Source organism: Paenibacillus lacisoli (genome assembly GCF_030580655.1).
Classification (GTDB): Bacteria; Bacillota; Bacilli; order Paenibacillales; family Paenibacillaceae; genus Paenibacillus; species Paenibacillus lacisoli.
Map to the genome: position 1 here is coordinate 244,951 of NZ_JAUQTB010000001.1, position 15,620 is coordinate 260,570.

The window sequence follows — 15,620 nt, forward strand, 5'->3', positions numbered from 1 at the left end:
TGCAAAAAAAGCTGCCCCGGGCATAAAATGCCTCAGGACAGCTTCTCCCGCAGGAACTAACCACGACCCCCGGTTCGGAAACGCTGAGCGTACGCTTTGACTTCTTCAGCCGTGCGCAGCCGGTTACGGCTCCATTCCAGAAGGATACGGTCAATATATCTAAAATGAACTTTGCCCGCAAATACTGCCTCTTTCAGAGCAAGAAGAATCAATTCTTCGGGATAACGGTCCTGATCAACCCAGCCGGAAATGGATTCATACTCCATTGGAGACAAAGGACGACCGAACTCCTTCTCGAAAATCGTAAAAATATTCTTCTCCTCTTCCTTCGGCTCCTCTAACCAGCTGTTGGTCTGCGGAGATGACACAGAAACCGTCTTGCGGGATTGCTGTTCCTTGAGCAGGTACCTGCCCAACTCGGTATAAAGCCCAGAGAGATTGTAGCGTTCATAATGAATGCCGCGCTGCTCGTCCAGTTCCATATCAATGCTGATCAGCTTCTCCCGAATCAGTCTCTGAACCGCCTTTGCAATAACATCCGGTGCTGCTCCCATCCGCTGCTGCAGCTCATCCAGAGTGGGAAACTCATTCTGCTCCATTTGCTTGAAGGACAGCAGCTGGATCAGCAGGAGAACTTCAATATCGCTGAGTTCAAGCTGACGATAATACTTCAGCAGAACGTAAGGAATGCTGGCCATGCCTGCTTCAAGCGCCACAGACGCGCCGCGTACAGCTTCGTCTGCAGCAGTATGCTTAGGTTCCCTCATGAATTAAGGGTACAGACGGTAGAGCATACGCGGGAATGGAATGGTCTCACGAACATGATCCAATCCGCAAATCCATGCTACCGTACGCTCCAGACCGAGACCGAATCCGGAATGTGGTACGGAACCGTATGTCCGCAGGTCCATATACCATTGGTAAGCATCCGGCGACAGATCGTGCTCCTGGAAGCGCTGCTGCATCAGTTCAGGATCATCAATACGCTGGGATCCGCCGATAATTTCCCCGTATCCTTCAGGTGCGATCATATCAGCACACAAAACGACTTCAGGACGGTTCGGATCAGGCTTCATATAGAAGGCTTTAATTCCGGCAGGATAGTGGGTGATAAAGACAGGCTTATCATACTTGCCAGCGATCGCAGTCTCATGCGGTGCACCAAAATCCTCACCCCATGGGATCTCAAAGCCTTCCTGATTGAGGAACTCAATCGCCTCATCATAGGTAATGCGAGGGAATGGCGCCTGAATCTGTTCCAGCTTGGATACGTCACGTCCGATCGCTTCCAGCTCTTTGCGGCAGTTTTTGACAACAGACTGTACCACGAAGCTGATGAACTGCTCCTGCACACGCAGGCTCTCTTCATGATCCGTAAACGCCATTTCCGGCTCGATCATCCAGAATTCAATCAGATGGCGGCGCGTTTTGGATTTCTCGGCACGGAACGTAGGTCCGAAGGAATATACCTTGCCCAGTGCCATGGCAGCAGCTTCCATATACAGCTGGCCGCTCTGGGTTAAATATGCATCCTCATCAAAGTATTTGATGTGGAACAGTTCAGTCGTTCCTTCAGCAGAGGACGGAGTCAGGATTGGCGGATCTACCAGCGTAAATCCATTCTCGTCAAAGAACTGCTGTACAGCACGGATAATCTCTGCACGAACCAAAAGAATTGCACGCTGCTTGGAAGAACGCAGCCACAGATGGCGATGGTCCATCAGAAAGTCAACACCATGCTCTTTTGGTGTAATAGGATAATTTTCAGTCAAATGAATAATTTCAATCCCGGTTACCGTCAGCTCAAATCCGGACTGACTACGGGGTTCTTCACGAACAACTCCTGTCACATACAGGGAGCTTTCCTGGGTCAGGCTTTTTGCATCGTTCCATACTTCTTCCGGCACCTCGCTTTTGACAACGACACCCTGAATGTAGCCAGTACCATCACGAAGCTGCAGGAATTGAATTTTACCGCTGGAACGCTTGTTGTTGATCCACGCGCCGATGGTTACTGTCTCACCGACATGCTGATTCACATCGCGAATCACACTTTTAGTGGCCATGCCTAAATCTCTCCTTATTCTGCAAACAAACAGCCGTCCCGATGGGAAGGCTGCTCGCTGCAGCCGGCAAAGTGCCGGACCAAATTTTAATCATAATGTGTTCAATAGCCGAACAGAGCAATTATATCATGAATTGGTACTGTTCTGCTCCTGTACTAGACGGAAAGTATCGCGTGCGATTACCAGCTCTTCATTGGTTGGAATAACCAGCACTTCTACCTTCGAATTAGCCGTCGAGATGCGGCGCGGTTCACGGGAACGTACTGCGTTCAACGCTTCATCTACATCGACGCCCAGATAAGACAGGTTCTCGCAGACACGCTGGCGAACAACCACAGAGTTTTCGCCTACACCTGCCGTAAAGACAATCACGTCTACACCGTTCATGGCAGCCGCATAAGAGCCGATGTATTTACGCAGACGATATTCGTACATTTCGAAAGCCAGCGTGGAATTCGGTTCACCCGCAGCCATGCCATCGGTAATATCGCGCATATCTGAGCTAACACCGGAAATAGCGAGCAGACCACTGTGCTTGTTCAGCATGGAGTTCACTTCGTTAATGGTCAGATCTTCCTTGTTCATGACGAATGGAACAACCGCTGGATCGAGGTCACCACTGCGTGTACCCATCATCAAACCTTCCAGCGGTGTAAGCCCCATGGAAGTGTCGACTGATTCGCCGTTCTGTATCGCTGTCAGACTGCCGCCATTACCGATATGGCAGGTAATAATCTTGAGATCCTCCAACGGACGGTTCAGGAACTCGGCAGCTTTTTGGCTGACATAATAATGGGATGTGCCATGGAAGCCGTAGCGGCGAACCCGGTACTTCTTGTAGAGAACACGCGGAATGGCGTACAAATAAGCCTTCTCCGGCATGGTCTGATGGAAGGCGGTATCAAAGACAACAACCTGTGGAACATTCGGCATGTTAATTTCTGCGGCGCTAATCCCCATCATGCAGGCAGGATTATGCAGAGGAGCCAGATCGAACAGACGACGAATTTCAGACTTTGCTTCCTGTGTTACAATGGCTGAACCTTTGAATGCCTCACCTCCGTGCACGACACGGTGACCGACAGCCTGAATCTCATCAACCGATTGCAGTACACCATGCTCTTTATGTACCAGCATGTCGAGGACTTTACGAATCGCTGTCGTATGCTCCAGAATTTCACTCACTTCACTGATTTCCTGGCCGCCTGTCGGCTCGTGGTTCAGAATGGAGGAATCCATACCGATCCGCTCGACTAGACCTTTGGCCAGAACGGCTTCAGTCGTCATATCATACAGCTGATATTTCAGGGAAGAACTTCCCGCGTTAATTACTAGAATTTTCATACCCGGTCACCATCCTTGTCATACTTGAAGAAGCCTTCGCCCGATTTCACGCCGAGATTGCCCGCGCGGACCATTTTCTTCAGCACGATGGAAGGACGATATTTCAATTCACCAAACTCGCGGAACATGCGTTCAAGAGCCGCGAGAACGGAATCCAGGCCAAAGCGGTCCGCCATCTCAAGCGGTCCGTATTGGAAGTTGTATCCCAGTCGCATAGCATCGTCAATATCTTCAGCAGACGCCACACCTTCCTGCAGAACGTGCGCAGCTTCATTAATCAAAATACAAATAACCCGGCTTGTCACAAATCCTGGGGATTCGTATACCATAACACCCTTTTTCTCTACTACATCCTCGACAAACGTCTTGGTGTTCTCAAAAGTTGCATCCGACGTCTTTAAACCACGGATAATTTCAACCAGATCAATGCGGGATACCGGATAAATAAAGTGCAGGCCGATCACACGCTCTGGATACATGGTAGAGCTCGCAAGCTCGGTCAAGCTGAGTGTGGATGTATTGCTGGCCAGAATAATATTGCTGTTGCAAACCTGGTCCAGCTGGTGGAAAACTTCTTTTTTCAAAGACAGATCTTCCGTAATGGTCTCAATGACCATATCGCTTGTACCAAGCTCTGCGAAATGAGTTACTTTATGAATTCTGGAGAGAATCAGTTTCTTCTCAGCCTGAGTAATCGCCCATTTCTCCATTTTTTTGTCGAGACTGGTCTCGATCATATTGTAAGCCCGCTCCAGCTTCTCTGCATTTTCTTCTACGAGCAGGACGTCAATGCCTTTGCCAGCCAGCATTTCGGCAATGCCTTGTCCCATGGTACCGCCGCCGATGACGCCAATCTTTTTGTATTGCATCGTTTCTACTCCATCCCTTCCTGGTCTCTACATATATTGTATCCCTCTTGTCGAAAAATACAGCTTTATGACCCAATAGATAATAATATCTTAGCACGGCCAAAATGTAAAAAAAAATAACCAGCATAAAGAATTATGCTGGTAAAAGGGCGCTGTCACGAAATTGACACCGGAATTGCTCCCCGGACAAAACTTCCTCACGCATGAGGATATCCAGTGAATATTCAAATACGTGCTTATGTTCCAGCAGCAGCTGCCGGGTACGTGCCATCAGCTCGTCAAGCACTTCACTGTTCACCCGCATCAGTTCCTGCTTGGTCACCATCTGCAAGTTCACAATCCCCAGCGAGGTCAGACCCGACTTAATCATCGTCTCAACGATATTAAGCGCTTGTTCAAAGTCATTACTCGATCCTGTACTGCGGCCGCCATAATAAATTTCCTCTGTTGCTGCGCCGCCAAGCGCAATCATAATCTGCTCTTCCAGGAATCCCTTCGTATACAGATAGTGCTCCTGCTGCGGATTATGACGGACATAACCAAGCGCCTTGCCGCGCGGACTCAGAGCAACTTGTCCCACACTGCCAGGGCGGACAATCTCTGCGATAATGGCATGTCCCAATTCGTGCATCGCCACCCGTTTTTTCTCTTCAAGCGTAGATTCGCGATCCGTTTTCTCACCCATCATGACTTTATCAATGGCCATGGAGAGCTGTTTCTGGCCGATCTGCTCCATATTCTCACGCATGGCATAGATGGCTGCCTCGTTCATAACACTCTCCAGCTGCGCACCGGAAAAACCGTATGCCTCTTCTGCAACTTTATCCAAATTCACTTCAGCTTGAAGCGGTTTATTCTTCGCATGCAGCTCCAGAATATGCTTACGGCCCTTCTTATCAGGCAGGTCGACCTGGATATGACGGTCAAAACGGCCTGGACGAAGCAGCGCACTGTCGAGCATTTCTTTCCGGTTGGTTGCTGCAATAATAAGAATACGAGGAGAGTCGGAGTTATAAATCCCATCCATCTCAGTCAAAAGCTGGTTCAGCGTCTGATCATATTCACGCTGCTGGCCGCCTTCGCGCTTGCCGCCGATCACATCAATCTCATCAATAAAGATAATGGCACTTTCTTTGTTTTCCTTTGCTGCACGCGCGCGTGCATCCTTGAACAGTTCCCGCACCCGTCCGGCACCGACACCGACATACATCTCGACAAATTCACTGCCCGAAGCAGCAACAAATACGGAGTTCGTATAGTGCGCTGCCGCACGTGCCATCAGTGTCTTACCTGTTCCCGGAGGACCTGTAAGCAGAATCCCTTTGAGCGGGCGGATACCAAACTTGGAGATTTCCTCATGACGGATCAAAAAATCGAGCGCTTCACGCAGCTCCTGCTTGGCGCTTTCCTGTCCTCCAATTTGCTCGAAGGTGAGTTTCGTGGGAGCCGCCTTTTTGCGCTTACGTTCCTGGCCTGCGCCAACCGCCAAGCCGCCGCGCATATGCATCATGAATGCTAATCCACCCAGCATCAGCGCTGCGATCAGAAGTGGAATAACGTTCACACCGATAAAAATCATAAAAGCGATAACAACAGGGATACCGCCGATCAAAATTTCCTTCGTCCATTTAGGCATTCGGCCACACTCCCATCTTCTGAGCCTCACGAGGCAGAATAATAAACTTGCTCGCTTTACCTTCACTCAGGCTGACATACACGTTGCTGTCATCCATGGCTGTCTGGATTTTAATATTACGATTGTTGTGCTCCAGCTGCTCAAGTGCAGACCGGATCTCTGTATATTTGCGGTTCTCCATAGCTTCAGCTACTGGGAACATTGCTTCAGACCACCATTGATCCAGCTGGCTGTTGGAGTGATCCACCACGTCCAGCTTCAAAGTGCGGCTGCCGATCATCGACTTGCCTTCTTTTTTAATTTGATCTACCAAACCACTAATATTCGTTTCCGGCTTTAAATCGAGTTTCAAAGATACCGTACTCTGGTTAATATCTAATTGGGCGCTCGTAACGCCAGGGTATTGAGTAACAATTTTCTCTAACGGAGATTTGATTGCCATTTGACGATACAGGAACCAACCACCGAATAAGACCACTGCCATAATAATGGCTGTAAGAACAATAGGGAACACACGAAGTTTCAAGTGACGTCCTCCTTCAATAATTGAACTAATAACAACCGCTTACCGAACCTAACAAACAATGGTAAAACTATCAAAATACCGAACAAACTATCAACGAAGTACAAATAAAAGTATATCACACCGTATATACAATATCGAATTTTAAAGATGGACTTTAAACCATTTTCATCAAATTATAATGATTCCGTTACAATTTGGCTACATTTACCCATAACGCTTGCTGACTCTACAGTCAGGAAGTTTATTTGTCGTTTAATAGAGTCGGTTGCAATCTAATTCACTCCTTCGTCACCAGAACACAACAACAAGCGCCGATATCCTATTGGACACCGGCGCATCTGTTCAATTCTTTACAGTCTGTAATTATTGCTGCTCTGTTCCAAAGCTGTCTGGCAGAGCAAACGGCCCGTCTACCAATTTGCCGTCGCTGAATTTATAGAAACGGTAATTGTAGCCAGTCTGATCTTTGCAAAATACCTGCCACACTTGAATACCGTTATAAATACCTGGCAGTACCCGCTGAATGTCAGCCTGAGGCATGGAGGCAGTTAATTGCGACCTGATCTGTTCCTCAGATCTGCCATTCTGCAGCAGTGCTGTACTGACACTTCCCGGCTTGGTCGATGGCTCATGATTGGCATCAAAACGTACCCATACCATCTGATCCTGATTCTGGGCGTTTTTCCCCTTCACTACCCAATAGATCGCATTATCCTTGTTCATTCCCCATACTGACTTCCATGTCTGCTCGGAGGATATCAGGCCGCCCTGCTGCTGAGCGGTCAGAATCGCGGCCTTCTCTTCACGGTTCTGATCCTTCATCACGTAAGTAATGTACCAATAGAACAGTACAAGCAGCAGAATAACAGCCATCATTCCGATCCATATCCATTGCTTCCTGTTTCTCAAGCGGCAAATCCTCTCTCCCTCTTATAGTCGCTTTCCATTGAATCCTAACGGGCGAGCAATCCCTCGAATGCAGCCTGGGCTTCGGATTTGATCCGTTCTTCATCCATGGTCAGGCTTTCTCCGTTCTTCACGACCTGAATACCGTCGACCCATACATGAGCTACATCCTTGGCACTTGCTGAGTAGATGACATGTGAGATCAGGTCACTATAAGGCAGGAAATGAGGCTGGTCGATATCCAAGGCAATGAAATCTGCTTTGTTGCCGGCAGCGAGAGTTCCTGTGTCGTTCAGGAAAATAGAGCGAGCCCCGTATTCTGTGCCCATCCGCAATGCTTCTGCTGCAGGTACAGCTGTCGGGTCACCGGAGACTCCTTTATGAATCAATGCAGCAAGGCGCATTTCTTCAAACATGTCCAGGTTATTGTTGCTGGCAGGCCCATCCGTACCCAGAGATACGGTGACCCCTGCCTTCAGCAGATCATTCACCCGGGCCACGCCGCTGGCAAGCTTGAGGTTACTGCCCGGATTATGGGATACCCCTACCTGATGGCTGGCAAGAACAGCAATTTCTTCATCCGTCAGATGAACAGCATGAGCGACCAGAGAAGGTCGGTCAAAGAAACCCAGCTTTTCCAGATGGGCCACCGGACGCAGTCCGTATGAGTCAACATTTTGCTGTACTTCAGCGGCCGTTTCTGACATATGGGTATGCAGCGGAAGATCCAGATCATAGGAGGCTTGAACAAATTTCTCGATAAAAGCAGGCGGACACGTGTACGGGGCATGCGGAGACAGCATGGTTGTAATGCGTCCATCCGCCTGACCGTTCCACTCCTTGGCAAACTGGACTGCCTCTGCCAGCTTGAATGCCTGCTCTTCTTCCGAACAAAGACCGATTGCCCCACGCATCAGGCTTGCACGGATACCAGACTCCTGTACGACACGAGCCACCTGATCCATGTGATCGTACATATCCAGGAAGGTGGTGGTACCTCCTTTTAGCATCTCTAGAACGGATAAGGAGCTGCCCCAATAGACATCGTTCGACGTAAACTTGGCTTCCATCGGCCACATCTTCTCCTGCAGCCATACCTGGAGTGCCAGATCATCGCCATATCCGCGCAGCAGTGACATTGCTGCATGTCCGTGCGTGTTCACAAGCCCCGGCATGAACAGGAGACCTTTACCATCTATGAATGGCGTCTCTTCCTCCCCTTCCGGCAGAGATTCGCCAATGTATGTAATTCTGCCGTTCTCAATCATCATGCAGCCTTTAACTACAGAAGTTTCCGGGGCATTCACTATAAACTGCCCGTTACGGATCAACCATTTATCGTTATTCATTATCGTCATCCTTCCCGCCTTCAAGATAATAGGCCAAGCTGAGCAGATCCGTTGTGAAATCTGTTGCATGAATACGGATATGCGGTGGTGCCTTCAGAATGGTTGGGGCAAAATTCAGAATGGCTTCAATACCAGCTTCTATCATCGTGTCCGCCACTCGCTGTGCTTCGAAATCAGGAACCGTTATAATACCAATCCGGATTCGATGTTCTTCTACCATGCGTCCCAGTTCATCCATGGGCTGAACCGTCAACGTATTGATCTGTTTGCCCACCTTGGCTTCAGAGGAGTCAAAGATCGCTACGATTTTCATATTGTCCTTAAGATATGCGTTGTAATTAGACAGCGCCTGGCCGAGGTTACCTGCCCCGACCAGCGCTACATTGATTTGTTGATCAATCTTAAGAATCTGTCTGATTTTCTCGATAAGATAAGATACATCATAGCCGATACCCTTGCGTCCAAAGTCACCGAAGTATGCAAGGTCCTTGCGGATTTGTGCCGGATTAAGATCCAGCTTCTGTCCCAGCTCCTGCGAAGAGACTGTGGCTACCTCCCGTTTGTGAAGCTCGTTCAGGTAGCGCAGGTAGACAGGCAGTCTGCGGACAACGGCTTCCGATATTTTCTCGGACTTCATGTCAAGCTCCCCTTATTTCTGGCTTTGAATAAATTTATTGCTTGTTGTGCAGCCATTCCTCGATTCTCGGCACCATCTGCCCTGTAGGCATGTGCTCCATCTTGGGTCCTGGCAGGGAATACAGGAAGTGCTTTCCATAATAGGATTCGATCACGCGGGTATCATAGACAATGACAATGCCGCGGTCCCGGCCTGTACGGACAAGTCGTCCAAACCCCTGCTTAAAACGGATAACCGCCTGCGGTACGGACAGCTTCATGAACGGATTTTTCTTCTGCTGCTGAAGAAGCTCGCTCTTCGCTTCCACAAGCGGGTGATTAGGCGGCTGGAACGGCAGTCTTACGATGGCTAGGCAGCTCAAGGCCTCACCCGGGATGTCAACCCCTTCCCAGAAGCTGCTTGTTCCCAGCAGGACGGACGCTCTTTTCTCCTGAAAGCGCCGAGTTAATTTCGTTCGGCTGCCTCCGTCAACGCCCTGACCTAGCACCTGGATATCACTGTTCTCAAGCGCTGCCTTCAGCGGCTCATACACCTGACGCAGCATGCGGTATGAGGTGAACAGCACCAGCATTCGGCCTTGTGTGACAATCGCCGTTTCAGCCAAAGACTCGGCCAGCATACTTACAAAATTCGCGTCGCCGACACTGCCTTTGACACTTGGGAAATCCCGCGGGATGACCAGCAGTGCCTGCTCCCTGTAATTAAAAGGCGAAGGCAGCTGTGTCGTCATCAGGCGGCCAGTATCGGCTGCTTCCTGCAGACCCAGCTGTTCAATCATATATTGGAACGATTTATCTACGGACAGTGTTGCCGATGTCAGGACTACGCTTTTCTTCTTGTCAAAGAACGTCTCCTTCAACTGCTTGCTGACATCTACAGGTACGGCGTACAGCTGCAGAGACTTTGAACGATACTGGCCATTTGCTTCCACCCAATAAACGGTGTTCTCATCATCCAGCCGGGTAAAGAAACGCAGGTTCTCTCTGACTGTATTCAGATCCTTCAAGAGACCCGAAATATCCGTCGTCAGACTCTCCGCACTGTAATCGTCATAGTCTTCCTTCACCTCGGAAATCAGCCGATCTCCTTTACGCACCACCTCACCGAGGGAGACATAAATCTGATTCTCAAGAGCCGCCAGCTTATCCCAGCCTTTGGGATGATTTTTGGCTTTGAACCGCATAACGAACTGTCCCGCTTCCCCAGGAGATGCATCGCTGCGCTCAGGCAGCAGGCCAAACATCAGCTCACTCATCTGATCCCAGGCCTCCTTGGCATCGATAACCGAAGGATACATGTCATCAATGGTGGACGTCCATTCAACAGCCTTTTCATGACCCGAACCCTGAATCTGCTGACGAAGGGATGGCAGCTGCCCGTTCTTGCTGTCTTTGAACAAACGTGTTAATCCATGGACAAATGTAAAATATTTCATATGGAGACCCAGATGCTTGCCTGCAACATCCTCAAGATGATGTGCTTCATCAATAACAAGCTGTTCATAAGCTGGCAGCAGCTGATGACTTGCCTTCACATCAGTAAACAGCTTGGAATGATTCGTAATAACAACATCCGCGATACCCGCTTCATGGCGTGCACGATGGTAGAAGCATTTCTTGAACCAGGGGCAGGCCCTTCCCAGACAGGAATCCGAATCACTGGCTACCGTTTCCCAGAAGTCACCGCCCCGGCTGCCAAAATTCAATTCTTCATCGTCACCATGTTCAGTCTGTGTCAGCCACACGATCATTTGAGCTGCTGTCATCAGATCTTCTTTCGGCGTTACAAAATCTCTTCTGTTTATTTTAAGTTCAAACTTGCGCAGACACAAATAATGACCGCGCCCTTTGAATACGGCGGCCCGGAATGCAAAGGGAACCACCTTGGTCAGCAGCGGAATATCCCTCTCGCGGAGCTGTTCCTGCAGGTTAATCGTATGCGTGCTGATCATCACTTTCTGACCATTTTTGACACTGCTGTAAATGGACGGAAGCAGATAACCCAGCGATTTGCCTGTGCCTGTACCCGCTTCGATCAACAAATGCTTGTCCTCATCCAGAGCCTGCATCACACTGTCGAACATACGGTTCTGAGCTTCACGCTCTTCATACTGGGGCAGCATATCACGAAGGTTGTCATGCACCTGTTCCATATACTGCCCGAAAGACAGGTCAGCCAGAGGGTTCTCGTCCTCTTCACCACGGGCTGGCGCTAATTCCGTCCAATCTTCCACCTTGAGGGCAAGCTGGCGATAGAAGGTATGCCCATCAAGATCGTGAATAGGTTCACGTTCTTTCTCCTCACGAAGGCCGTCGAAGAACCAGCCCAGGTCGCTGTCTTCCTCCGCGAACAGGTCACTAAGACGCTGCAGCGTAATCAGCGGTAGTTCTTTCAGTTCATCCAGGCACTTCAGGAAAACCTCTGCCGTGGCAAGTGCATCGCTGTCCGCTTGATGCGGGCGATCGTGTCCGAAACCCAGTTCAGCGGTTACATTACCCAATGCATAGGAGCCGAGAGAGGGAAAAACAATTTTCAGAAAATCCATTGTATCTAGAATCCGGCCGCTAAACGGCAAATACCCGCAGCGGTCCAGCGCATTTTGCAAAAAATTAAAATCAAACGCAACATTATGGCCTACTAGGACCACATCATCCAAAAGCGGAACCAGCTCCATCATCATATCGTCAAGCTCTGGTGCATCCTGGACATCTTCATCCGTAATCCCAGTCAGACCTGTAATAAACTCCGGAATGGGCTTATGTGGATTCACATAAGAGCTGTACACGCTGGAAATGCTGAAATCATGATCTATAAGTGCAAGCCCGACTTGAATAATATCATCTGCGGACTGGGTTCCTGTTGTTTCAAAATCCAATACTGCAAATTTCATTACGATTACGTTCCTTCCTTCCAGTCTCTCTAACAGCATAGCAGAAGATTGCCAGTTTGGAAATTCGCGTCGGCAGAAAAACGATGTGCCGCCCTTTTTGCTAAAGGCGGCACATCGTTGTATAACTTTCGGGAACCCGGCATGACTCAGCATTCATAACATCGCTAGCAGCTGATTCCCGTTCTGAAGCTGTCCGCGGCTGCGGCAGGCTTCCAGGTTGGACATCGGCTCAGTTAGTGACGAGTCGCACTGGATGGCCTGCATAAAATGCTGCTGTGCCCGCTCCAGCTGGCCTCTTTTTGCCATAATACAGCCCAGGGCATTATAAATAATAGCTTGAAGCAGAGAATGGTCTGTAAGCGGCAGGAGCAGGTTCAGCTGAATCCATGATTCATCCAGTTCTTCGAGCTGCAGGTGCGCCATCGCTTTGTAAATACGGGCAAGCGAACTGTCCGGATAACGCTGCAGCACCTTGTCAAACTGCTCGATACTCTGTGTGTACATGAGAAGCTGATAATAGCCCTGTCCTTTGATGAAAGCGTCCTCCCTCGTTTCCGGCGGCATAGCGGTCAACTCACTGGACGGGGTCTGCAGAGCGTTAAGCCTGCTCATCTTCTCTTCAAAGGACAGCCATTCGTCAATGATGTCATCGCTCATTTGACGCAGCACGTTCCAGCGCAGCAGCAGTTCCTGACGCTGCTCGCCCTGAGCCGACGGGTAAGCCTTGATGATTCCATCCAGCATCTTGTTCATTTCATCAAAAACATGCTTGAACATGGCATCCACCCCACCCTTGACTCCATGGTTTCGGTTCTGACGATCTGCCTGCAACAGTGAATACCTTGCTGTTCCTTGCATACGGCGTCTTCTGTACAGCGTGGTTCCAGCAAGGCGTCTAGTCACATTTTTTGCGGAATGGTGTCATTTCATCCGGGGTCCCAGCCATTACATGATCGTGGCGTGAATTTCCTCCCGCGCGGTCTCTACAGTCCGGTTTTGACCATCGACGAATACAACGGTCGGCTTGAACGTTTTAATTTCCTCATCGGACATCATGGCATAGGAAATGATAATAACCGTATCTCCCGGCTGTACAAGGCGTGCGGCGGCTCCATTCAGACAGATAACGCCGCTGCCTCGTTCTCCAGGGATCACATAAGTTTCAAGACGGGCACCGTTGTTATTATTTACGATTTGAACCTTCTCATTCTCCAGCAGGTCAGCCTGATCCATCAGATCACGGTCAATCGTTATGCTGCCGACATAATTCAGATTCGCCTCCGTAACGGTGGCACGGTGAATTTTAGATTTCATCAATGTTCTAAACATAGGCGTGAACCTCAGCTTTCTGCAGTCTGATATTGTCGATCAATCGGGTACGTCCGAACTTGACAGCCAATGCGATAATCAGATCCTGATCTATCGTATTTAACAGCATATTTTCATCCAGCGGCTCAAGGCCAGGGAAAGTCAGAATCTCTACATAATCAATTAAGGCCAGCGATGACGTACCGATCGTCTGTTCCAGCTGCCGGCGCAAATCCGTTACCTGTTTGACTGTTCCGCTTGTAACTGCTGATTCGGCCTCACGAAGAGCACGGGAGAGTACAAGCGCCTGCTCGCGTTCTTCTTCGCTTAGATACACATTGCGGGAGCTGAGCGCGAGCCCGTCTTCCTCCCGGACGATAGGGCATGGCACAATATGAACCGGCATGTTCAGATCCTGCACCATCTGCTGCAGCACTGCCACCTGTTGGGCATCCTTCATGCCAAAGAAAGCCAGATCGGGCTGCACGAGATTAAACAGCTTGGCGACAACCGTCGTTACACCGTCAAAATGACCCGGACGGGATGCTCCGCACAGACGGCTCGTCAGTCCGCTCACCTGAATTTTCGTCTTGGTCGGGCCCGGGTACATCACCTCGACAGTCGGAATAAAAACAATATCTACCCCTTCACGCTCAGCCAGCGCCAGGTCCCGTTCTTCATCCCGGGGATAGCTGTCAAAGTCTTCATTAGGGCCAAACTGTATCGGATTAACGAAAATACTGAGAACAACGACATCGCTCTGTTTGCGGGCTGCCCGCATCAGGCTAGCATGACCATCATGCAGATATCCCATGGTCGGCACCAGGCCGACCTGGACGTCAGCGCCCAGAGCCGCTCTGCGGCGCTGTTTGATTTCTTCCCGCAATGTTGCGGTATCGCGAATAACAATCATGATCCTGCCCCCACTTTTTCTTTGCTGCCGCCGTAGAGCGAAGTGAGCACCTGCTCGTCGGCATTAAATACATGCTCTTCCGACGGGAAGGCTTTGCTCTTCACCTCTTCAACATACTGAGCAATCCCCTCACGCATGATGCTGCCTACATCAGCATAAGTCTTCACAAAACGCTTGGCCCGGTAAGGTGATGCATACTGAAGCACATCATGATATACAAGCACCTGGCCGTCACAGAAGCGGCCGGCTCCGATGCCGATCGTCGGTATGGATAGCTCCCGGGTAATGGCAGCTGCCACTTCCTCTGTTACCAGTTCAAGCACGATTGCAAAAGCTCCCGCCTTCTCCAGAGCTTTGGCATCATTCATCAGCCGGCGAGCATCTTCCGGGTCCTTCCCCTGGATGCGGTATCCTCCGATCTGATTGACTGACTGCGGTGTCAGACCGATATGGCCCAGCACCGGCACCCCTGCCTGTACAGAGGCTTTAACAACTTCGGCGATTTCAGCACCGCCTTCCATTTTAACCGCATGGGCATGGCCCTCCTGCATCAGACGGCGAATGCCGCTGAGACTGGACTCGAGACTTGCATGATATGTCATAAACGGCATGTCCGCTACGATAAAGGTATGCTCAGCGCCGCGTGCAACCGCCCGTGTGTGGTATACCATGTCGTCCAGCGTAACCGGAATGGTTGAGTTATAGCCCAGGACCACATTTCCTAGCGAGTCGCCCACCAGGATCATGTCCACCCCGGCTTCCTCCGATAATTTGGCGGAAGGATAGTCATACGCAGTTATCATACTGATCGGTGTACCGTTTGCTTTCATTTGTTTCATTTTAACAATGTTCAGTGCTTGTTTTGCTGCCATCGGCAATCAAAACTCCCTTCAAGTCGTATTTTTGGCACAACAAAAAAACCTTTTAGTTTTACAGCCGAAACCGGTAAGATCCTTCGCGGAAGACGCTAGAGCATCTGCCGTTCTGGTCAGGCCTCGCTGTAACGGTCACTAAAAAGGTCCGAACAGCCAAAAAAGAGTCACTCGCGATCGTCCCTTCTGTCTCGGTCCTTTTCGGCTCAGAGCAGAATCCAACGTAACTTGTGCAGTCAGTTATGAAGGTTATGGAATGCATACCGTGGGCTTCCTGCCCTGGAGTGCAGTTCGGGTAACCGAT

The 15,620-nt window shown here is 49.8% G+C and carries 14 protein-coding genes; all 14 read right to left on the reverse strand.

Annotated features, from left to right (window positions below; translation table 11 throughout):
* Positions 1-56 precede the first annotated feature (56 nt).
* Entirely contained in the window at positions 57-767 is a 711-nt protein-coding gene (locus tag Q5741_RS01175; protein WP_305022209.1) for a DnaD domain protein, read from the reverse strand.
* 3 nt (positions 768-770) lie between these two features.
* Positions 771-2,066 carry an asparagine--tRNA ligase gene (gene asnS, locus Q5741_RS01180; RefSeq protein ID WP_305022210.1) on the reverse strand — a complete coding sequence of 432 codons (1,296 nt, stop codon included), beginning with the start codon at positions 2,064-2,066 and terminating at the stop codon, positions 771-773.
* A gap of 126 nt (positions 2,067-2,192) precedes the next feature.
* A complete protein-coding gene (locus tag Q5741_RS01185; protein WP_305022211.1) occupies positions 2,193-3,410 on the reverse strand; it encodes an acetate/propionate family kinase in 1,218 nt (405 codons plus the stop codon).
* Complete coding sequence (locus Q5741_RS01190) at positions 3,407-4,279, reverse strand: 3-hydroxyacyl-CoA dehydrogenase family protein (RefSeq protein WP_305022212.1); 873 nt, start codon at positions 4,277-4,279, stop codon at positions 3,407-3,409. Before Q5741_RS01190 ends, Q5741_RS01185 begins: the two co-directional genes overlap by 4 nt.
* A 133-nt stretch (positions 4,280-4,412) precedes the next feature.
* On the reverse strand, positions 4,413-5,915 hold the full coding sequence (locus tag Q5741_RS01195; RefSeq protein ID WP_305022213.1) for an AAA family ATPase: 1,503 nt from the start codon (positions 5,913-5,915) through the stop codon (positions 4,413-4,415).
* Complete coding sequence (locus tag Q5741_RS01200) at positions 5,908-6,441, reverse strand: hypothetical protein (protein ID WP_305022214.1); 534 nt, start codon at positions 6,439-6,441, stop codon at positions 5,908-5,910. The genes Q5741_RS01195 and Q5741_RS01200 overlap by 8 nt, the downstream gene beginning before the upstream one ends.
* A 363-nt stretch (positions 6,442-6,804) precedes the next feature.
* Complete coding sequence (locus Q5741_RS01205; RefSeq protein WP_305022215.1) at positions 6,805-7,350, reverse strand: hypothetical protein; 546 nt, start codon at positions 7,348-7,350, stop codon at positions 6,805-6,807.
* Between the two features lie 44 nt (positions 7,351-7,394).
* A complete protein-coding gene (locus tag Q5741_RS01210) occupies positions 7,395-8,696 on the reverse strand; it encodes an amidohydrolase (RefSeq protein WP_305022216.1) in 1,302 nt (433 codons plus the stop codon).
* Positions 8,689-9,333, reverse strand: a complete 645-nt coding sequence (locus Q5741_RS01215) for a redox-sensing transcriptional repressor Rex (protein ID WP_305022217.1) — start codon at positions 9,331-9,333, stop codon at positions 8,689-8,691. Before Q5741_RS01215 ends, Q5741_RS01210 begins: the two co-directional genes overlap by 8 nt.
* A 34-nt stretch (positions 9,334-9,367) precedes the next feature.
* Entirely contained in the window at positions 9,368-12,223 is a 2,856-nt protein-coding gene (gene dinG / locus Q5741_RS01220) for an ATP-dependent DNA helicase DinG (RefSeq protein ID WP_305022218.1), read from the reverse strand.
* 153 nt (positions 12,224-12,376) lie between these two features.
* Entirely contained in the window at positions 12,377-13,054 is a 678-nt protein-coding gene (locus Q5741_RS01225) for a tetratricopeptide repeat protein (RefSeq protein ID WP_345784144.1), read from the reverse strand.
* A gap of 114 nt (positions 13,055-13,168) precedes the next feature.
* Positions 13,169-13,552 carry an aspartate 1-decarboxylase gene (panD, locus tag Q5741_RS01230; protein WP_305022219.1) on the reverse strand — a complete coding sequence of 128 codons (384 nt, stop codon included), beginning with the start codon at positions 13,550-13,552 and terminating at the stop codon, positions 13,169-13,171.
* Positions 13,545-14,444, reverse strand: a complete 900-nt coding sequence (gene panC / locus Q5741_RS01235) for a pantoate--beta-alanine ligase (RefSeq protein ID WP_305022220.1) — start codon at positions 14,442-14,444, stop codon at positions 13,545-13,547. The genes panD and panC overlap by 8 nt, the downstream gene beginning before the upstream one ends.
* A complete protein-coding gene (panB, locus tag Q5741_RS01240; protein ID WP_305022221.1) occupies positions 14,441-15,316 on the reverse strand; it encodes a 3-methyl-2-oxobutanoate hydroxymethyltransferase in 876 nt (291 codons plus the stop codon). Before panB ends, panC begins: the two co-directional genes overlap by 4 nt.
* Positions 15,317-15,620 lie beyond the last annotated feature (304 nt).

Coding starts and splice junctions, on each gene's coding strand:
- Q5741_RS01175 (WP_305022209.1), bottom strand. CDS start 767: ATGAGGGAACCTAAGCATACTGCTGCAGACGAAGCTGTACGCGGCGCG.
- asnS (WP_305022210.1), bottom strand. CDS start 2,066: ATGGCCACTAAAAGTGTGATTCGCGATGTGAATCAGCATGTCGGTGAG.
- Q5741_RS01185 (WP_305022211.1), bottom strand. CDS start 3,410: ATGAAAATTCTAGTAATTAACGCGGGAAGTTCTTCCCTGAAATATCAG.
- Q5741_RS01190 (WP_305022212.1), bottom strand. CDS start 4,279: ATGCAATACAAAAAGATTGGCGTCATCGGCGGCGGTACCATGGGACAA.
- Q5741_RS01195 (WP_305022213.1), bottom strand. CDS start 5,915: ATGCCTAAATGGACGAAGGAAATTTTGATCGGCGGTATCCCTGTTGTT.
- Q5741_RS01210 (WP_305022216.1), bottom strand. CDS start 8,696: ATGAATAACGATAAATGGTTGATCCGTAACGGGCAGTTTATAGTGAAT.
- Q5741_RS01215 (WP_305022217.1), bottom strand. CDS start 9,333: ATGAAGTCCGAGAAAATATCGGAAGCCGTTGTCCGCAGACTGCCTGTC.
- dinG (WP_305022218.1), bottom strand. CDS start 12,223: ATGAAATTTGCAGTATTGGATTTTGAAACAACAGGAACCCAGTCCGCA.
- panD (WP_305022219.1), bottom strand. CDS start 13,552: ATGTTTAGAACATTGATGAAATCTAAAATTCACCGTGCCACCGTTACG.
- panC (WP_305022220.1), bottom strand. CDS start 14,444: ATGATTGTTATTCGCGATACCGCAACATTGCGGGAAGAAATCAAACAG.
- panB (WP_305022221.1), bottom strand. CDS start 15,316: ATGGCAGCAAAACAAGCACTGAACATTGTTAAAATGAAACAAATGAAA.